The following is an 18,534-nucleotide window of genomic DNA, read 5'->3' as shown; positions in this document are numbered from 1 at the left end:
CCGGCTTCGGCACCATCCTCGGCTCGGTCAACTTCATCACCACGATCATCTGCATGCGCGCCCCCGGCATGACGATGTTCCGCATGCCGATCTTCGTGTGGAACGTGCTACTGACCGGTGTCCTGGTCCTGCTCGCCTTCCCGGTCCTCGCGGCCGCGCTGTTCGCCCTGGAGGCGGACCGCAAGTTCGGCGCCCACATCTTCGACCCCGCCAACGGCGGGGCGTTGCTGTGGCAACACCTCTTCTGGTTCTTCGGCCACCCAGAGGTGTACATCATCGCCCTGCCGTTCTTCGGCATCATCAGTGAGGTCATCCCGGTCTTCTCCCGTAAGCCGATGTTCGGTTACACGGGTCTGATCGGCGCGACCATCGCGATCGCGGGTCTGTCCGTGACGGTGTGGGCGCACCACATGTACGTCACCGGCGGTGTGCTGCTGCCGTTCTTCTCCTTCATGACGTTCCTCATCGCCGTCCCCACCGGTGTGAAGTTCTTCAACTGGATCGGAACGATGTGGAAGGGCTCGTTGTCCTTCGAGACACCGATGCTCTGGGCGACCGGCTTCCTGATCACCTTCACCTTCGGTGGTCTGACCGGTGTCATCCTGGCCTCGCCGCCGATGGACTTCCACGTCTCCGACTCGTACTTCGTGGTGGCGCACTTCCACTACGTCGTCTTCGGCACCGTGGTGTTCGCGATGTTCTCCGGCTTCCACTTCTGGTGGCCGAAGTGGACCGGCAAGATGCTGGACGAGCGCCTCGGCAAGATCACCTTCTGGACGCTGTTCATCGGCTTCCACGGCACGTTCCTGGTCCAGCACTGGCTGGGCGCCGAGGGTATGCCCCGCCGGTACGCGGACTACCTCGCGGCCGACGGCTTCACCGCGCTGAACACGATCTCGACGATCAGCTCGTTCCTGCTCGGCATGTCGATCCTGCCGTTCTTCTACAACGTGTGGAAGACGGCCAAGTACGGCAAGCCGGTCGGCGTCGACGACCCGTGGGGTTACGGCCGCTCCCTGGAGTGGGCGACCTCCTGCCCGCCGCCGCGGCACAACTTCATCACCATGCCGCGGATCCGCAGCGAATCTCCGGCGTTCGACCTGCACCACCCGGAGATCGCTGCTCTCGACCAGCTCGAGAACGTGGGCCACGGTGACAAGGCCCTCGCTGGCGGCAAGGAGGCCGGCAAGTGAAGATCCAGGGCAAGATGTTCATGTGGCTGAGCGTCTTCGTGCTCGTCATGGCGGTCGTCTATGGCGTGTGGTCGAAGGAGCCGGCCGGCACCACGGCCCTCTTCCTGACCTTCGGCCTGTGCATCATGATCGGCTTCTACCTCGGCTTCACGGCCAAGCGGGTCGATGTCGGTGCGCAGGACAACAAGGAGGCGGACGTCGCGGACGACGCCGGCGAGGTCGGGTTCTTCAGCCCGCACAGCTGGCAGCCGCTCTCCCTGGCCATCGGTGGCGCCCTCGCCTTCCTGTCGATCGCGATCGGCTGGTGGCTGATGTACTTCTCGCTGCCGATCATCCTGATCGGTGTCTGGGGCTGGGTCTTCGAGTACTACCGCGGTGAGAACCGCACCCAGTAACACGCGCCGAGCGCTTCAGGGCCCGGACACTCCGTAAGGAGCGTCCGGGCCCCTGCTTTTGCCGTAACGCGTGTCACTCGTACGGGCCGCTCGGCGTGCCGCTGTTGACGCTGCTTCCTAGCGTGAGCGCATGAGCCACACAGCGATATCCCGCCCCCGCACCGTCGTCGGCTGCACGCTGCTGGTGATTGCCCTCTGCGCGGGCGTCACCGCCTGCGGCTCGGACGGCAACCCCCTGGCCGCCCGCCCCTACGACGCGGCGGACCAGGTCTCCTTCAACGCCCCCGACGGGGGCAACGAGAAGGCCGACCCGGACAAGCCCCTGGAGGTCGTCGAGGACTCCGACGGGCGCATCACGGACGTCACGGCCCACGACGCCTCAGGACGCTACGTGGCGGGCGAACTCGCCGCCGACGGCAGCCGCTGGCACAGCACCACCCCGCTCGCCGCCAACGCCAGCTACACGGTCCGTGTGAGCACCGAGGACGAGGACGGGGCGCCCGGCCGCAAGGTCGTCACCTTCGACACCGGCAAGCCCACCACCAAGAAGCGCCTGGACGTCGCCTTCGGCCCCAAGGCGGGCACCTACGGCGTCGGCCAGCCCATCACGGCCGAGCTGAGCCAGCCCGTCAAGGACACGGCCCAGCGGGCCGTCGTGGAACGCGCCCTCAAGGTCTCCTCCACGCCCGCCACGGACGGCGCCTGGCACTGGGTGGACGACAAGAAGCTCCACTACCGCCCGAAGGACTACTGGCCCGCCCGGGCCACCGTCCAGGTCCGCAGCAACCTCCAGGGCATCAAGATCGGCGACCGGATGTGGGGCGGCAAGGCCAAGCCGCTGACCATCACCACCGCGGACAAGCTGATCGCCGTCACGGACGCCTCAGCCCACCAGATGACCGTCTACAAGAACGACGAGATCGTCCGGCAGATCCCGGTCACCACGGGCATGCCCGGCTACGACACCCGCAACGGCGTCAAGGTCGTCCTCGCCAAGGAGGGCACCGTCCGCATGACCAGCGCCAGCATCGGCGCCTCGGACTTCTACGACCTGATCGTCCACCACTCGGTCCGGGTCACCAACAGCGGCGAGTACGTCCACGCCGCCCCCTGGTCGGTCGGCTCCCAGGGCTTCGCCAACGTCAGCCACGGCTGCACCGGCATGAGCACCGAGAACGCCGCCTGGTTCTACGACACCGTCCGCGAGGGCGACATCGTCAAGGTCGTCAACTCCGGCGGCGACACGATGGCCCCCTTCGGCAACGGCTTCGGCGACTGGAACCTCGACTGGGCGAAGTGGCGCACCGGCAGCGCCCTCCTGGGCGGCACCCCGGACGGCCCGGCAGCGGCCGACAGGGCCCGCCTGCGCCCGCAGAACGTCTAGACGCCCTCAGGGGCTCGTTCCTCAGGGGCGCGGGGAACTGCGCGAACAACCCCCACGCGCCCGCAGCCGCCGGAGAACAAGGCGAACCGAGCCCTTAGGCGTTCAAAGCCGCCTTGTCCCGCAGCAGCGAAGCCAGCGCGGAGGCGAACTCCACCGGCTCCACCGGCAGTGTCACCGCCGACTCGGCACGGCTCCAGGTCGCCAGCCACGCGTCCTGGGGCCGCCCGATCAGCAACAGCACCGGCGGACAGTCGAACACCTCGTCCTTGATCTGCCGGCAGAGCCCCATGCCCCCCATCGGCACGGCCTCGCCGTCCAGCACACAGACGTCGATACCGCCCCGGTCCAGCTGCGTGAGCACCGCGGCGGGAGTCGCGCACTCCACGAACTCCACCACGGGAACGTCCGGAGCCGGCCTCCGTCCCGTGGCGAGCCGTACCTGCTCGCGGGTGTTGGAGTCGTCGCTGTAGACCAGCACCGTGGCGGTCGGCTGCATTGTTCCTCCGTGACGTCAGCGTCGTAAGGACAGGCCCGTTGGGCCGGATGCTACTCCCTTGAACACCACGTCAACACCGGTACGACCGGGGAAGACACTCCGAACGGCACCCCCCGGAGTGAGGGCGGGATAAGCGACCGACATAATGTCGGTCGTGGCGACAGCAACGACAGTAGAAACCGGGCACGCGCACCCGTCGGTCAATCGGCCGAACCTCACCAGCGTCGGAACGATCATCTGGCTGAGTTCCGAGCTGATGTTCTTCGCGGCCCTCTTCGCGATGTACTTCACCCTGCGATCGGTGACGGGTCCCGATCACTGGAAGGAGATGGCTGCCCATCTCAACTTCCCGTTCTCGGCGACGAACACCACCATCCTGGTGCTCTCCTCGCTCACCTGCCAGCTCGGCGTCTTCGCCGCCGAGCGCGGTGACGTGAAGAAGCTCCGGATGTGGTTCATCGTCACGTTCGTGATGGGTGCGATCTTCATCGGCGGTCAGGTCTTCGAGTACACGGAACTGGTCAAGGACGCGGGCCTGTCCCTGTCCTCCGACCCGTACGGCTCGGTGTTCTACCTGACCACCGGCTTCCACGGCCTGCACGTGACGGGCGGTCTCATCGCCTTCCTGCTGGTCCTGGGCCGGACCTACGCGGCCCGGAGGTTCACCCACGAGCAGGCGACGGCCGCGATCGTCGTGTCCTATTACTGGCACTTCGTCGATGTCGTCTGGATCGGTCTCTTCGCCACGATCTACATGATCAAGTAGCAGGGCCCGCATCCGCGCGTGCTCGACGAAGCGCGCATCCCAGAAGCATCGACGCAGAAGATCCTGACACCGGGGTAATCCGTGAAAAAGCTCTCCGCACGACGACGCCACCCGTTGGCGGCGCTCGTCGTCCTACTCCTCGCGCTGGCATGCACCGGGGGGCTGTACGCCGTGTTCGCACCCGCGGACCAGGCGCAGGCCGACGAAACCGCCCAGTCCCTCACCATCGAGGAGGGCAAGAAGCTCTACTCGGTCGGTTGCGCCAGTTGCCACGGCACCGGCGGTCAGGGCACCTCCGACGGGCCGAGCCTGGTGGGTGTGGGCGCCGCGGCCGTGGACTTCCAGGTGGCCACCGGCCGTATGCCGGCCGCCACCTCGCAGGGCCCCCAGGTCCCGAAGAAGAAGAACATCTACTCGCAGGCCGAGATCGACCAGCTCGCGGCGTACATCGCCTCGCTGGGCGCCGGTCCGTCCATCCCGACGGAGGAGCAGTACGGCCCCGAGGGTGCCGACATCGCCAAGGGCGGTGAGCTGTTCCGCACCAACTGCGCGCAGTGCCACAACTTCACCGGCAAGGGCGGCGCGCTGACGCACGGCAAGTACGCGCCGACCCTCGAGGGCGTCTCCCCGAAGCACATCTACGAGGCCATGCAGACCGGCCCGCAGAACATGCCGTCCTTCCCCGACACCACGCTGTCGGAGAAGAACAAGAAGGACATCATCGCGTACCTCGACGCGGTCAACAGCGAAAAGACCGAGAGCCCCGGCGGCCTCGAACTGGGTGGCCTCGGGCCGGTCAGCGAGGGCCTGTTCGGCTGGATCTTCGGTCTCGGCGGTCTGATCGCCGTCGCCGTGTGGGTCGCCGCCCGGACCGCAAAGGCCAAGAAGTCATGAGTAGCCAAGACATTCCAGAAGAGAACCTGCCTGCCGCGCAGTCCGCAGGACATGACGAGCACGGGCACGACGCGGTGAGCGTCGCGGACGACAAGCACCCGTTCGCCGACCCGGGCCTGCCGCCTCACGAGCACCGGATCCAGGACGTCGACGAGCGGGCCGCCAAGCGGTCCGAGCGTGCGGTCGCCCTGATGTTCACGGTGTCGATGCTGGCCACCGTCGCCTTCATCGCCTCCTTCGTGGCGATCCCGGTCGACAAGGCGGTCTTCATCTTCCCGCTCGGCCACATCAGCGCGCTGAACTTCGCGCTGGGCATGACGCTCGGCATCGCGCTGTTCTGCATCGGCGCGGGCGCCGTCCACTGGGCCCGCACCCTGATGTCGGACGTGGAGGTCGCCGACGAGCGGCACCCGATCGAGGCGGAGCCCGAGGTTCGCGAGAAGGTCTTCGCGGACTTCAAGCAGGGCGCCAAGGAGTCGGCGCTCGGCCGCCGCAAGCTCATCCGCAACACGATGCTCGGCGCGCTCACGCTGGTGCCGCTCTCCGGCGTCGTGCTGCTGCGCGACCTCGGTCCGCTGCCCGGCACCAAGCTCCGCCACACGCTGTGGTCCAAGGGCAAGCTGCTCGTCAACATGAACACGAACGAGCCGCTGCGTCCGTCGGACGTCGCGGTCGGGTCGCTGACCTTCGCCAAGCCCGAGGGCCTGGAGGAGCACGACCACGAGTTCCAGAACGAGATCGCCAAGGCCGCCCTGATGATCGTCCGGATCCAGCCGGAGAACATCAAGGACAAGCGCGAGCTCGAGTGGTCGCACCAGGGCATCGTCGCGTACTCGAAGATCTGCACCCACGTCGGTTGCCCGATCTCCCTGTACGAGCAGCAGACGCACCACGTGCTCTGCCCCTGCCACCAGTCCACCTTCGACCTCTCCGACGGTGCCCGAGTGATCTTCGGTCCCGCCGGTCACGCCCTGCCGCAGCTCCGCATCGGCGTGAACGACGAGGGCTACCTCGAGGCGCTCGGCGACTTCGAAGAGCCCGTCGGCCCTGCTTTCTGGGAGCGCGGATGAGCACTGCACAGACACGCCGCAAGGCGCCCGCGGGTGAGCGGGTCGCCGACTGGGCCGACGGCCGCCTCGGGATCTACTCCCTGGCCAAGGCCAACATGCGCAAGATCTTCCCGGACCACTGGTCCTTCATGCTCGGTGAGATCTGCCTCTACAGCTTCATCATCATCATCCTCACGGGTGTGTACCTGACGCTGTTCTTCCACCCGTCGATGAACGAGGTGGAGTACCACGGCAGTTACGTCCCGCTCCAGGGGCAGCTGATGTCGGAGGCGTTCGCCTCCACGCTGGACATCAGCTTCGACGTCCGCGGCGGTCTGCTCATCCGGCAGATCCACCACTGGGCGGCGATCATCTTCCTCGCCGGCATGTTCGTGCACATGATGCGCGTGTTCTTCACCGGCGCGTTCCGCAAGCCGCGTGAGATCAACTGGCTGTTCGGCTTCCTGCTGTTCGTCCTGGGCATGTTCACCGGTTTCACCGGCTACTCGCTCCCGGACGACCTGCTCTCCGGCACCGGTGTCCGCTTCACGCAGGGCGCGATCCTGTCCGTGCCGATCGTCGGCACGTACATCTCGATGTTCCTGTTCGGCGGGGAGTTCCCGGGTACCGACTTCGTCGCCCGGTTCTACTCGATCCACATCCTGCTGCTGCCGGGCATCATGCTCGGGCTCGTGGTCGGCCACCTGATCCTGGTCTTCTACCACAAGCACACCCAGTTCGCGGGTCCCGGCCGGACCAACAAGAACGTCGTCGGCATGCCGCTGCTGCCGGTCTACATGGCCAAGGCCGGAGGCTTCTTCTTCCTGGTCTTCGGTCTCATCTCGGCCCTCGCCGCGATCGCGACGATCAACCCGATCTGGGTCCTCGGCCCGTACCGGCCCGACCAGGTGTCGACCGGTGCCCAGCCCGACTGGTACATGGGCTTCGCCGAAGGCCTGATCCGGGCGATGCCGGGCTGGGAGATCAACCTCTGGGGCCACACCCTCGTCCTGGGTGTGTTCATCCCGCTGGTGCTCTTCGGTGTGTTCCTCGCGATCATCGCCCTCTACCCGTTCATCGAGTCGTGGGTCACCGGGGACAAGCGCGAGCACCACATCCTCGACCGGCCGCGCAACGCCCCGACCCGCACCGGCGTCGGTGTCGCGTGGGTCACGGGCTACATCATCATGCTGATCGGCGGTGGCAACGACATCGTCGCCACGCACTTCCACCTGTCGATCAACGCGGTGACCTGGTTCGTCCGGATCGGGTTCTTCGTCGGACCGGTCCTCGCCTTCATCGTCACCAAGCGCATCTGCCTCGGCCTGCAGCGCCGGGACAAGGAGAAGGTGCTGCACGGCCGCGAGTCGGGCATCATCAAGCGCCTGCCGCACGGTGAGTTCATCGAGGTGCACGAGCCGCTCAGCCAGGAGCAGATGTACACGCTCACGGCGCACGAGCAGTACAAGCCGGCCGAGATCGGCCCGACGGTCGACGAGAACGGTGTCGAGCGCAAGGTGAAGGGCTCCGAGAAGCTGCGCGCCAAGCTCAGCGACGCCTACTACGGCGAGGGTGCCCAGATCCCGAAGCCCACCGCCGAGGAGTACCGGGAGATCACGAGCGGCCACGGCCACCACTGATCAACTGCTTCGCCACGCCACACGAAGGGCCCCGTCCGATCGCCGGACGGGGCCCTTCGCCCTGCCCGGGGCTGGATAGGGTGGACCCCGTTGAGACTCTCGTCCCGCAGTGCGGGACGCCTGACCCTGGAGCGGCTTATGAGCGCTGTGACCCCCGCTGGAGGCGACACCGCGGCGGGCCGCTCCTGGCCCCTGCTGCTGAACGGCCTGCTGGACGGCAGGCACCTGAGCGCGGACGACACCGCCTGGGCGATGGACCGGATCATGCGCGGCGAGGCGACCGAGGCGCAGATCGCCGGGTTCGTCGTGGCCCTGCGCGCCAAGGGCGAGACCGTCGAGGAGATCAACGGCCTCGTCCGCACGATGTACGAGCACGCCAACGTGATCGAGGTGCCCGGGGCGACGGTCGACATCGTCGGCACGGGCGGCGACGGCGCCAAGACGGTCAACATCTCCACGATGTCCTCGATCGTCGTCGCCGGCACCGGCGCGAAGGTCGTCAAGCACGGCAACCGGGCCGCGTCCTCGGCGTCCGGGGCCTCCGACGTGCTGGAGAAGCTCGGCGTCAACCTGGAACTGCCGCTGCCCCGCGTCGCCGAGGTCGCCGAGGAGGCCGGGATCACCTTCTGCTTCGCGGTGAAGTTCCACCCGGCGCTGCGGCACGCGGGCGCGGCTCGCGGCCAGTTGGGCATCCGCACGGTGTTCAACGCCCTCGGCCCGCTCACCAACCCGGCCCGGGTCCGCGCCCAGGCCGTCGGTGTCGCGGACCCGCGCATGGCGCCGATCGTCGCGGGCGTCTTCGCCGAGCGCGGCAACTCCTCCCTGGTCTTCCGGGGCGACGACGGCCTGGACGAGCTGACCACCACGGCCACCTCCCGGGTGTGGATCGTCCGGGGCGGCCAGGTGACCGAGGAGACCTTCGACCCGCGTGACGTGGGCCTCGAGCTGGTCCCCGTGGAGGCGCTGCGCGGCGCGGACGCCTCCTACAACGCCGAGGTCGCCCGCCGTCTGCTGGACGGCGAGACCGGCCCGGTCCGCGAGGCGGTCCTGCTGAACTCGGCGGCGGCCCTGGTGGCCCTGGAGCCCACGACCGCGCCGCTGGCCGAGCAGATCCGCGCCGGGATGGTGAAGGCGGCCGAGTCGATCGACTCGGGGGCGGCGAAGCGGACGCTGGAGCGCTGGGTGGCCGCGAGCAACACGTAGCGGACCCCGTAGGCGAAAGGACCGGCGTCCCGCGATCCGGACTCGGGTTGCGGGACGCCGATCTTTTCGCGTACTTTCCTGATCAGGTCATGAGTGACAGTCATGAGGCCCCGGCCGACTGTCCGGCAACCCTCCGTCCGTGGCGGGGTGCCCCGGGTGAAGACCAGGCCGTAGGCAGCGAGGTCTACGGCAAGCGCGGACCCCTCGCGATACCAGGGGTCCTGGTCGTCGAGGAGTTCTTCCGTGAGCAAGCGAATGCGATAGGGCCGCAGAGCCCCGCCTCCGCACACCCTTCTTCTCTCTCACCCCCCCTGTCTCTCACGGGAGTTCCGCCATGTCTGTCTCCACCGCTGCCGTCGCCCCGTCCGTTTGTGCCCCGCTGCCCGTTCTGGGACGGGATGTCACCGTGCCGCTCGTGACCGGCGGCGAGGTCACCTACGCCGCGCTCGACTACGCCGCCAGCGCCCCCGCACTCCAGCGGGTCTGGGACGACGTCGCCGCCTACGCGCCGTACTACGGCAGCGTGCACCGCGGTGCCGGGTACCTCTCCCAGCTGTCCACCGACCTGTTCGAGAACGCCCGCCGGACCGTCGCCGAGTTCCTCGACTGCCGCGAGGGCGACCAGGTCGTGTTCACCCGGTCGACCACCGACTCCCTCAACCTCCTCGCCGCCGCGCTCCCCGCCGACTGCCAGGTCTTCGTCTTCGAGACCGAGCACCACGCCTCCCTGCTGCCCTGGCGAGGCGCCCGCGTCACCTGCCTCGACGCCCCGCGCAGCCCCCGTGAGGCCGTCGAGACCCTGGAGCGCGCCCTCGCCGCCCGGGACCCCTACGGCCCGGCCCTGGTCTGCGTCACCGGCGCCTCGAACGTCACCGGCGAGCTGTGGCCCGTACGGGAGCTCGCTGCCGCCGCGCACGCCCGCGGCGCACGGATCGTGCTGGACGCCGCCCAACTGGCCCCGCATCACCCGGTGTCCGTCGCGGACCTCGACGTCGACTGGGTCGCCTTCTCCGGGCACAAGCTGTACGCACCCTTCGGCGCGGGCGTCCTGGCCGGGCGGGCCGACTGGCTGCGCGCGGCCGAGCCGTACCTCGCGGGCGGCGGCGCCAGCCGCAAGGTCAGCCGGCGCGAGGACGGGGGAGTGGACGTGGAGTGGCACGACAGCGCCGCCCGCCACGAGGCCGGGTCGCCCAACGTCATCGGCGCCTATGCCGTCGCCTCGGCCTGCAAGGCGCTGGCCGAGGCCGGCTTCGACACCCTCGTCGCCCGTGAGCAGTACCTGGTCCGCGCGGTGCGGGAGGGACTCGCCGACGTCCCTCAGGTGCGGTTCCTGTCCCTCTTCGGGGACGACGCGCCGCGTGTCGGCGTGCTCTCCTTCGTCGTCGAGGGCTGGAACAGCTCCCACTTCGCCGCCGCCCTGTCCGCCGAGTACGGCATCGGCGTACGGGACGGGCTGTTCTGCGCCCACCCGCTGCTGCGCACGCTGCTCGGCAGCGACCCGCAGGCGCAGGGGGAGTGCGGGTCGCCGGAGGCCGCGCCCGGGGAGAAGTCGCTCAACGCCATCCGGGTCAGCTTCGGCGCGGGCACGCCGGACGAGCACGTGGAGCGGTTCGTGCGGGCGGTGAAGGAGCTCGTGACGGACGGCGCCCGGTGGAACTACCGCACGGAGGACGGGCGCTGCGTGCCGGACACCTCCGCCTGAGCCGGCAGCCGGGTGCCCAGAACGATCATCCGCAGGGCCCGTTCGGTGGCGTGGTGGTCCAGCAGCACGTCGAAGCGGGGGAGCAGCCGGGCGCCGAGGGCGGCGAGACCCGCTCCCAGGCCGCCGGAGGCGCCCGTGCCGGGCCCGGAGCGCAGGTCGCCGTCCGGATCGAGCACGCCAGAGGAGTCGGGCGAGCCGAAGATGCGGCGCCGGGCCTCGGGATCCTCGTGCAGGGGCAGCGGGACCGGCAGGTCGTGCGGCTGGCGGATCTGCCGGGGGCCGACGCCCGCGCGGCCGACCAGGCCGATCAGTTCCTCGTCCGTGTCAGGGTACTGCCGTTCCAGGAAGACCGTCAGCAGCCGGTCCGCGTCGGTGAACGGGCGGCCCGTCCGCGGATCCCCGCCGCACTCCTCGAAGTTGGCGAACTCGCCGGTCTCCTGGGTGAGCAGCCGGTTGATCCGGTGGTCGACGTCCCGCAACAGGAACGAACGGGTGGTCATGGCCACCGAGCCGTCGTCGTCGCCCGGCCCGTCGTCTCCCGTGCCCCGGCCGCGGTCGTCGTCATCGTCACTCGCCGAACTGTCGGTCACCGGAGGCCGCGAGACGACCTCTTCATCCGGCACCCGGCGGCGGGCCGGACGGTCCTAGGGCGTTCGTTTGGATCAGGTCGCAGGGAGGCGACGGTGCTGCTCACCGGCGTGATCCAAACGACAGGCCCTAGTTGTCCAGCCCGATCGAGAACGCCGCCTCGAGGTCGTGCTGCGAGTACGTACGGAACGCCACGTGCGTGTCCGTCCCCTCCACTCCGGGGATCTTGCTGATCCGGCCCGGGATGACCTCCGCCAGGTCCTCGTGCTCCTTCACCCGGACCATCGCGATCAGGTCGTACGTGCCGGTGACGGAGAAGACCTCGCTGACGCTGTCCAGCGCCGCGATCGACTCGGCGATCTCGGGAATCCGGTCCACGCTGGTCTTGATGAGGACGATCGCGGTGATCACGGCTGGTTCTCTCCCTCGGGGGCCGGAGCAGGGGCGGCCTTCACTCTAGTAGGGCCGGTGGGGCGGCCGTAGCGGACCGACGCATAGCCGAAGCCCAGACCGAATCCGATCAGGTGGGCGAGGTAGGCCACCCCCGGCCCGTCCGAGGCCCGCCCCGCCGCCAGCCACTGCAGCGCCGCCCAGAACGGCAGCACGACCCAGGCCGGGAAACGGACCGGCAGGAAGAAGAGAAACGGCAGGAGACTGGTCACCCGGGCACGGGGGAACAGGTACAGGAACGCACCGAGGACCGCCGAGATCGCCCCCGAGGCACCGACCAGGGACTGCTCGGAGTCCGCGTTGGCGACGGCGTAGCCCAGCAGGGCCAGGTAGCCGCAGCCGACGTAGAACAGGGTGAACTGCACCCGGCCCATCCGCTCCTCGGTCATCGCTCCGAAGACGTAGAGGAAGAGCATGTTGCCGAGCAGGTGCACCCAGCTGCCGTGGACGAACAGCGCGGTCGCGGGGGTGAGGGCCGACCCTCCGGACCCTTCGAACAGTTCTGCGGGGATCACGCCCCAGCGCCGGAAGTAGGCCCGCTGCACGGCGAGCAGCTCGTCGCCCGTGCCGTACGCCGGATTCAGGCCCGAGGCGGGCCCGGCCAGGAAGGCCAGGCAGCACAGGACGATCAGTGCGTACGTCACCGGCGCCGACGACCCCCTGACCGATCTGCCGGCCCGGACGATCGACGCACTCCACTTGCGGATCATGAACACAGAGCATGACGTAACCGGACGCAACCTCCCAGACCGCCTCGCCGCCGCGGACAGGCGGGCGGCGAGGACCCGCCAGGCCGTAGGGTTACGAGCCACACGCACCGGGGAGGCCGGTCGCGTCACGGACACTAGAAGGAAAGAGAACAGGTCACGATGACGGTTCCCCTGCCGACCGCCGAGACGCGGTGGCGCTGCACCCTCTGCGGCAACCTCACGAGGTTCGACGTGACCCGCTCGTCGAAGGTCGTCGAGTACGTCCACCTCGACCTGGCCGGAGAGCCGAAGGTCGAGGAGCGCGAGGTGCTCAGTGAGACCATCGAGTCGGTGCGCTGCCGCTGGTGTAACGCGGTGGACCAGGTGGAACTCGTGGACAGGCCGGGTGCCGGCTCCTGAGGGGAGCGGGCCCCGCACAGGCATTGGGGTGTGAGGGATGGTGGAGACCACAGGCGGGGGGCCGGGCGACGGCGCCGCCGAGGTGCTCGACCGTCCGCTGCCCGACGGCGTGCGCCGCAGGGTCGTGCAGATCGTCTCCGACGGCTTCGGCTCGCTGACGGTCGGCGAGCTGCCCGCGCAGCTCAGGCAGTACGCCCGGTTCGCGCCGAACCGCCGGGCGAAGTTCGCCGGCAACGCGATGGCGGCCGCGCTGGAGACCGATCCGCTGTTCCGGCAGCGCATCGGGGAGAAGCTCAGAGAGGCCCAGCCGGAGCTGACCGGCGCCCTCGACTCAGGCTCCCCGCCCCCGGCCGCGGACCCGCTCGACGTGGCGGCCGCGGCCTACGTACTGCGGCCCCTCGGCTGGGTGAAGCTGGTGACCGCCGCCGGCGAGGAGGCCCAGCGGGCCGACGCCGAGCGCGCCGACGAGGAGAGCCGGGCCGAGCTGGAGCGGCTGCGCGCCGAACTCGACCGGGCCCGTGACCACACCCGGGCCGAGACCGAGCGGCTGCGCACGGAGCTGGAATCGGCCAAGAAGGAAACCGAGTCGCTGCACCGCAAGCTCCGCGCCGCCCTCAGCGACGTCAAGCGGGGCGAGGCCGCCCTGCGCAAGGCGCACGGCGAGATCGAGGCCGTCCGTGCCGAGGGGCAGGCCCAGGTGTCCGCCGCCGAGAGCGAGTCCCGGCGGCTCAAGGCCCGGCTGGGCGAGACCGAGGCCGCCCTGGAGGCGACGCGCCGGGCGGCGCGCGAGGGCCGCAGCGTCGAGGACATGCGGGTACGGCTGCTGCTGGACACCCTGCTGGACGCGACCCAGGGCCTCCGGCGCGAACTGGCCCTGCCTCCGGTGTCGGTGCGGCCCGCCGAGACCGTGGACGCCGTCGAGCCGGGCCGGATGAGCCCCAAGGACATCGCCGCCCGCGCCCTGTCCGAGGACGACCCCCAGGTCCTCGACCAGCTGCTGGCGCTGCCGCAGGCCCATCTGGTCGTCGACGGCTACAACGTCACCAAGACCGGCTATCCGCAGATGCCGCTGGAGAAACAGCGCCTGCGGCTGCTCGGGCAGCTCTCCCAACTGGCCGCGCAGAGCGGCGCCGAGGTGACCTGCGTCTTCGACGGCGCCGAGCTCGCCGCACCGGTGCTGCTGGCCCCGCCGCGCGGCGTGCGCGTGCTGTTCTCGAAGCCGGGCGTCACCGCCGACGAACTCATCCGCCAGCTGGTGCGCGCCGAACCGCCGGGCCGCCCGGTCATCGTGGCGTCCACCGACCGCGAGGTCGCCGACGGCGTGGCCCGGGCCGGCGCCCGCCCCGTCGCCTCGGCCATGCTCCTCAAGCGGCTTTCACGGGCCTAGGGGGGCGTACGCCCCATGCGTAACTTCCGGGCGTGATGCCCGAATTGATGAGGCCTGTGAGCCACGCTGAGTCAAGTGAGTCTCACCGCCTGTGAGTCCAGATGAAAAGATGGCCTACCGTGATGCAAATTTTCATCTGAGGATTTGAACTGATCACAGGAAGGTCACTAGGGTCGGGCCGAACCTCCGCTCGGGTGATCACTCATCGGGAGAGACGGCGGAGGGGCCAGAAGGAGCTTTTCACCCGTGGCGTCCCACCGTCGTCCGAAGCAGCCGAGCCGCGCACGTGTGACCGTGCTGACCACCGCCGCCGCCGCTGCCGTCGCCTTCAGCTCGCAGGCCGCCAACGCGGCCCCCAGTGAGAAGCCGAGCAAGGACGAGGTCAAGGCCAAGGTCGACAAGCTCTACGAAGAGGCGGAGCAGGCCACCGAGAAGTACAACGGGGCCAAGGAGAAGCAGGAGAAGCTCCAGAAGGAGATCTCCACCATCCAGGACAACGTGGCCCGCGGGCAGGAGGAGCTCAACGAGCTCCGCGACAGCCTGGGCCTCGCCGCCGCGTCGCAGTACCGCACCGGCTCCATCGACCCCTCCGTCCAGCTGTTCCTCTCCGCGAACCCCGAGGACTACCTCGACAAGGCCTCCACGCTCGACCAGTTGAGCAGCCAGCAGGTCGAGGCGCTGAAGAAGGTCCAGGAGAAGCAGCGCGAACTCGCCCAGGAGCGCGCCGAGGCCTCCGAGAAGCTCAAGGACCTCGCCTCCACCCGGACCGAACTCGGCAAGAAGAAGAAGGAAGTCCAGGGCAAGCTCTCCGCCGCGCAGAAGCTGCTCAACAGCCTCTCCGCCGCCGAGAAGGCCAAGCTCGCCGAGGAGCAGAACCGCGCCAGCCGGACCGCCGAGCGCGACGCCCTCACCAGCAACGTGCCGCCCGGCTCCGGCCGTGCCGCCGCCGCCTTCGCCTTCGCCCAGAGCCAGCTCGGCAAGCCCTACGTCTACGGCGCCACCGGCATGAGTTCCTACGACTGCTCCGGCCTCACCTCCCGGGCCTACGCCGCCGCCGGCGTGCAGATCCCGCGCACCTCCGAGGCCCAGACCGGAGCCGGCACCAAGATCTACTCGGTCAGCCAGCTCAAGGTCGGCGACCTGGTCTTCTTCTTCAACGACCTGCACCACGTCGGCCTCTACGCCGGCAACGGGCAGATCATCCACGCCCCGCGCACCGGCACGGTCGTCCGCTACGAGTCGATGGACACCATCGGCGGCCCGTTCATGTTCGGCGTCCGGGTCTGACCTCAGCCCCCGGAACCTCCTCGGCGTCTCCTCGGCGTCCTCAAGATCAGGACACCGTGTCCGCCGTTCGGGCGAATCCCGACAGTCCCGAGTGAGCCCTCGCCCCGCCATTGACCTGCGTCAGCGGCGGGGCGTCGCGCTGGATACCCACGGATGGTCGTTGGCGGCCCCCTGTCGCGGGGCTACTGTCTGCCGCGTTCCAAGTCCGCCAGCGGAAGGAGAGCGGCTTCCCGTGGGGTCCCATCGCCGCGCAGCACCGTCCGGGTTCGACCGGGGCGCCAGTGCCGCGGTCGGCTTCCTGTCCGTCGCGGCCGCCGCCCTGGGCGCGGTACCGGCCGACGCCGCACCGTCCGACGACACCCGCGCCAAGGTGGACCGGCTCTACGAGCAGGCCGAGAAGGCGACCGAGGCGTACAACGAGGCCGACGAGCGCGCCGACGAGCTGCGCGACGAGGTCGGCACCGTCCGGGACCGCATCGCCCGCCAGCAGCAGCGCATCAACTCCATGCGGGAGTCCCTCGGTTCGCTCGCCGGCGCCCAGTACCGCTCGGGCGGCATCGACCCGTCCCTCGCCCTGCTGTTCTCCGACGACCCGGACGACTACCTCGACCACGCGTCCCGGCTCGACCGCCTCACCGCCCACCAGGCCGGTGAGCTGAGGGAACTCCAGGGCGCCATGCGCGAACTCGCCCAGGACCGCGAGGAGGCCGCCGACAAGCTCCGCGAACTGGACAGGAGCCGCAAGGCCGTCGCCGCCCACAAGAAGACCGTGGAGCAGAAGCTCGCCACGGCCCGGCGGCTGCTCAACTCCCTGCCCGACGCCGAGCGCGACGCCTACGAACGGGCCTCCCGCTCCGGCCGCCCCGGCATGCCCGACCTCGGCAGCGCCACCGCCGCCTCGGGCCGCGGGTCCGCCGCCGTCGCCGCGGCCCGCAGCGCGCTCGGCAAGCCCTACGTCTGGGGCTCGAACGGGCCCTCCGGATTCGACTGTTCGGGTCTGATGCAGTGGTCGTACGCGCAGGCCGGGGTCTCCCTGCCGCGCACCTCGCAGGCCCAGCGGTACGCCGGCCGGCAGGTCCCGCTGTCCGAGGCCCGCCCCGGTGACCTGGTCATCTACCGGGGCGACGCCAGCCATGTCGGGATGTACATGGGCAACGGCCAGGTCATCCACGCGCCCTACCCCGGCGCGCCCGTGCGCTACGACCCGGTCGGGATGATGCCCGTCTCGTCGGTCACCAGGGTCTGACCAGCGCGGCCCCGCGCCCGTACGATCGGGAACGTGGCTGGTCGAAGGTCGGGGTCCGCGCTGCTGGCGCTCGTCGTGCTGCTCGTCGCCCTGACCGGGTGCGGCGGGCGGTCCGCGGCCGACCGTGCCACGGCCGACGTCCAGCGGCTCCTGGACCGGCGGGCCGCCGCGGTCCTCGACCGCGACGAGCGGGCCTACGAACGGACGGGCACGGGAACGGATTTCGCCAGGCTGCGCACGGTGCCCGTCGCCGCCTGGTCGTACCGGGTGACCGCACTGCACCGCAGCGGCGACACAGCCACCGCAGACGCCGAACTGCGCTACCGCGTCGCCGGGTACGACCGGGCGCCGGTGACCGCCGGACGCTCCCTGCGGCTGAGCCGGGACGCGGACGGGCAGTGGTCCGTCGACACCGACCGGCCCGCGAAGAAGGCCGCGCAGCAGCTCTGGGACCAGGGGACCGTGCAAGTCGTCCGGGGGCAGCGCAGTCTCGTGCTCGGCGTCGGGCAGTCGGGGCGGTCGCTGCGGGACTTCGCGGACCTGGCCGACCGTGCGGTGCCCGCCGTGTCGGACGCGTGGGGCACCGACTGGAGCCGGCGGGTCGTCGTGCTCGTGCCGAAGTCACTGGAGGGGATGGCGGGGCTGCTCGGCTCACCCGCCTCCTCCTACCGCGGGATCGCGGCGGTCACCACCGGCGAGACGGGTGCACGGGCCGGGGCCCCGGCGGACCGGATCATCGTGAACCCGGACGCGTTCGCGCTCCTCGGCGGCCTCGGCGAGCAGGTCGTCGTCACCCACGAGACCACCCATGTCGCCACCCGCGCCCGCACCACGGCCGCCACGCCCCTGTGGCTGTCCGAGGGGTACGCCGACTGGGTCGGCTACCGCGCCGCCGGCCGCACCCCTGTCGAGGCCGCGCCCGAGCTGTCCCGGGCGGTCGGTGAGGGCCGGGTCCCCACCGCACTCCCGGACGACGAGGACTTCGGCTTCACCGGCGACGCGAGCCGTCTGGCCCGCTCCTACGAGAGCGGCTGGACGGCGTGCCGGCTGATCGCCGACCACTGGGGCGAGGACCGGCTGGGCGAGTTCTACCGGGCCGTCGGGGAGCACCGGGAGCGGAGCGGGGCGGTGGAGGACGCGATGCGCAAGGTCCTGGGGACGACGCCCGAGGCCTTCACGGAGAAGTGGCGGGCGTATCTGCGGGATCAGCTGGGCTGATCGAGCAGCGCGACGGCCTCCCGGAGCCAGGCCCGTTCCGCCGCGCCCGTCGCTCTCGCGACCCGGAGCATGCCCTGGCGGAACAGGTCGTCCGTCTCCTCGGCGCTGACCGGCTTGCCGGACTCGTAGAAGAAGCTCGCCGGGGTCTGGAGGAAGTCCAGCCGGCGGCGCAGCACCGCGGCCTGCTCCTGCCGGTCGGGCAGGTGGCGCAGGAACGCCAGGACCGTGTTGAAGCGGACGTGGTCGGTGATCTCGGTCTGCTTCGGGTGGCGCAGCCGCTCCAGCAACTCCTCGCGGCCCCTGTCGGTGAGGGCGAGGATCCGCCGCGGGGCCGCACTCGCGCCCGGCTCGGTGTGCTGGTCGAGCAGGCCCGCACCGACCAGGCGCGTGATCGCCGGGTAGAGCGCGCCGTCGCTGACCGGTCGGACATGCCCGGTCAATGCCTTGATGCGCTCCTTCAGCTCGTAGCCGTGCAGCGGCTCCTCGGCCAGGAAGCCCAGGATCGACAGCTCCAGCATGGCCCTCCT

The 18,534-nt window shown here is 70.0% G+C and carries 18 protein-coding genes, 2 pseudogenes and 1 riboswitch; of the genes and pseudogenes, 14 read left to right on the top strand and 6 right to left on the bottom strand.

The genetic code is table 11. The features are described 5' to 3' along the window. The 3 genes from AB0G20_RS30755 to AB0G20_RS30745 all read left to right on the top strand — a co-directional run. Positions 1 to 1,193, top strand: a 1,193-nt coding sequence (locus tag AB0G20_RS30755) for a cbb3-type cytochrome c oxidase subunit I (RefSeq protein WP_361307982.1), incomplete at its 5' end; no start/stop codon positions are given. After that, on the top strand, positions 1,190 to 1,588 hold the full coding sequence (locus AB0G20_RS30750) for a cytochrome c oxidase subunit 4 (RefSeq protein WP_361307980.1): 399 nt from the start codon (positions 1,190 to 1,192) through the stop codon (positions 1,586 to 1,588). The genes AB0G20_RS30755 and AB0G20_RS30750, both read left to right, overlap by 4 nt. A 130-nt stretch (positions 1,589 to 1,718) precedes the next feature. After that, positions 1,719 to 2,972, top strand: a complete 1,254-nt coding sequence (locus AB0G20_RS30745; RefSeq protein ID WP_361307978.1) for an Ig-like domain-containing protein — start codon at positions 1,719 to 1,721, stop codon at positions 2,970 to 2,972. A gap of 94 nt (positions 2,973 to 3,066) precedes the next feature. Here the strand turns inward: AB0G20_RS30745 and AB0G20_RS30740 are convergent, their stop codons facing one another. Continuing rightward, positions 3,067 to 3,468: a hypothetical protein gene (locus AB0G20_RS30740; protein WP_361307976.1), complete on the bottom strand. Its 402-nt coding sequence runs from the start codon at positions 3,466 to 3,468 to the stop codon at positions 3,067 to 3,069. A gap of 145 nt (positions 3,469 to 3,613) precedes the next feature. On the opposite strand from AB0G20_RS30740, the gene AB0G20_RS30735 reads away from it, so the two are divergent. From AB0G20_RS30735 to AB0G20_RS30710, 6 genes are all read left to right on the top strand, one after another. Next, positions 3,614 to 4,234 (top strand): heme-copper oxidase subunit III, encoded by a 621-nt coding sequence (locus tag AB0G20_RS30735; protein ID WP_020272940.1) that lies wholly within the window; start codon positions 3,614 to 3,616, stop codon positions 4,232 to 4,234. Positions 4,235 to 4,315: 81 nt separating this feature from the next. Then, positions 4,316 to 5,128, top strand: coding sequence for a cytochrome c (locus AB0G20_RS30730; protein WP_358953894.1), 813 nt, complete (start codon positions 4,316 to 4,318; stop codon positions 5,126 to 5,128). Continuing rightward, positions 5,125 to 6,198, top strand: a complete 1,074-nt coding sequence (locus AB0G20_RS30725) for a Rieske 2Fe-2S domain-containing protein (RefSeq protein ID WP_361307974.1) — start codon at positions 5,125 to 5,127, stop codon at positions 6,196 to 6,198. Before AB0G20_RS30730 ends, AB0G20_RS30725 begins: the two co-directional genes overlap by 4 nt. Next, the gene (locus tag AB0G20_RS30720; RefSeq protein WP_361307972.1) at positions 6,195 to 7,817 is read left to right on the top strand and encodes a cytochrome bc complex cytochrome b subunit; all 1,623 of its coding nucleotides are present in this window, start codon (positions 6,195 to 6,197) and stop codon (positions 7,815 to 7,817) included. Before AB0G20_RS30725 ends, AB0G20_RS30720 begins: the two co-directional genes overlap by 4 nt. 138 nt (positions 7,818 to 7,955) lie before the next feature. After that, positions 7,956 to 9,020 carry an anthranilate phosphoribosyltransferase gene (trpD, locus tag AB0G20_RS30715; protein ID WP_361307970.1) on the top strand — a complete coding sequence of 355 codons (1,065 nt, stop codon included), beginning with the start codon at positions 7,956 to 7,958 and terminating at the stop codon, positions 9,018 to 9,020. A gap of 85 nt (positions 9,021 to 9,105) precedes the next feature. Next, a riboswitch (SAM riboswitch) is annotated at positions 9,106 to 9,222 on the top strand. 132 nt (positions 9,223 to 9,354) lie between these two features. Next, the gene (locus AB0G20_RS30710; RefSeq protein WP_361307968.1) at positions 9,355 to 10,722 is read left to right on the top strand and encodes an aminotransferase class V-fold PLP-dependent enzyme; all 1,368 of its coding nucleotides are present in this window, start codon (positions 9,355 to 9,357) and stop codon (positions 10,720 to 10,722) included. On the opposite strand, the pseudogene AB0G20_RS30705 reads toward AB0G20_RS30710, so the two are convergent. From AB0G20_RS30705 to AB0G20_RS30690, 4 genes and pseudogenes are all read right to left on the bottom strand, one after another. Then, a pseudogene (locus AB0G20_RS30705) lies at positions 10,677 to 10,880 on the bottom strand (glycerate kinase); the annotation flags it as partial. The gene AB0G20_RS30710 and the pseudogene AB0G20_RS30705 overlap by 46 nt on opposite strands. Continuing rightward, positions 10,872 to 11,222 (bottom strand): annotated as a pseudogene (locus AB0G20_RS30700) (two-component sensor histidine kinase); the annotation flags it as partial. The pseudogenes AB0G20_RS30705 and AB0G20_RS30700, both read right to left, overlap by 9 nt. Before the next feature lie 217 nt (positions 11,223 to 11,439). Beyond that, a complete protein-coding gene (locus tag AB0G20_RS30695; RefSeq protein WP_030848030.1) occupies positions 11,440 to 11,721 on the bottom strand; it encodes an Lrp/AsnC ligand binding domain-containing protein in 282 nt (93 codons plus the stop codon). Continuing rightward, positions 11,718 to 12,470 (bottom strand): rhomboid family intramembrane serine protease, encoded by a 753-nt coding sequence (locus AB0G20_RS30690; RefSeq protein ID WP_361307966.1) that lies wholly within the window; start codon positions 12,468 to 12,470, stop codon positions 11,718 to 11,720. The genes AB0G20_RS30695 and AB0G20_RS30690 overlap by 4 nt, the downstream gene beginning before the upstream one ends. A gap of 159 nt (positions 12,471 to 12,629) precedes the next feature. Here AB0G20_RS30690 and AB0G20_RS30685 point away from each other — a divergent pair, with 159 nt between their 5' ends. The 5 genes from AB0G20_RS30685 to AB0G20_RS30665 all read left to right on the top strand — a co-directional run bounded on the left by AB0G20_RS30685 (position 12,630) and on the right by AB0G20_RS30665 (position 18,007). Then, complete coding sequence (locus AB0G20_RS30685) at positions 12,630 to 12,869, top strand: hypothetical protein (RefSeq protein ID WP_003989675.1); 240 nt, start codon at positions 12,630 to 12,632, stop codon at positions 12,867 to 12,869. A gap of 37 nt (positions 12,870 to 12,906) precedes the next feature. After that, positions 12,907 to 14,256 (top strand): NYN domain-containing protein, encoded by a 1,350-nt coding sequence (locus AB0G20_RS30680; RefSeq protein WP_361307964.1) that lies wholly within the window; start codon positions 12,907 to 12,909, stop codon positions 14,254 to 14,256. A 246-nt stretch (positions 14,257 to 14,502) separates the two neighbouring features. Continuing rightward, positions 14,503 to 15,543 carry an NlpC/P60 family protein gene (locus tag AB0G20_RS30675; RefSeq protein ID WP_361307962.1) on the top strand — a complete coding sequence of 347 codons (1,041 nt, stop codon included), beginning with the start codon at positions 14,503 to 14,505 and terminating at the stop codon, positions 15,541 to 15,543. A gap of 232 nt (positions 15,544 to 15,775) precedes the next feature. Continuing rightward, positions 15,776 to 16,789 (top strand): NlpC/P60 family protein, encoded by a 1,014-nt coding sequence (locus AB0G20_RS30670; protein ID WP_361307960.1) that lies wholly within the window; start codon positions 15,776 to 15,778, stop codon positions 16,787 to 16,789. Between the two features lie 33 nt (positions 16,790 to 16,822). After that, complete coding sequence (locus tag AB0G20_RS30665) at positions 16,823 to 18,007, top strand: hypothetical protein (RefSeq protein ID WP_361307958.1); 1,185 nt, start codon at positions 16,823 to 16,825, stop codon at positions 18,005 to 18,007. Here AB0G20_RS30665 and AB0G20_RS30660 read toward each other — a convergent pair. Further along, on the bottom strand, positions 17,995 to 18,525 hold the full coding sequence (locus AB0G20_RS30660; RefSeq protein WP_361307956.1) for a PadR family transcriptional regulator: 531 nt from the start codon (positions 18,523 to 18,525) through the stop codon (positions 17,995 to 17,997). The genes AB0G20_RS30665 and AB0G20_RS30660 overlap by 13 nt on opposite strands. Positions 18,526 to 18,534 lie beyond the last annotated feature (9 nt).

Origin of the sequence: Streptomyces sp. NPDC024017, assembly GCF_040638895.1 — a bacterium.
Lineage (GTDB): Bacteria > Actinomycetota > Actinomycetes > Streptomycetales > Streptomycetaceae > Streptomyces.
Note: the sequence above shows the minus strand (reverse complement) of the source record. Positions and strands in the feature narration are given on the sequence as shown.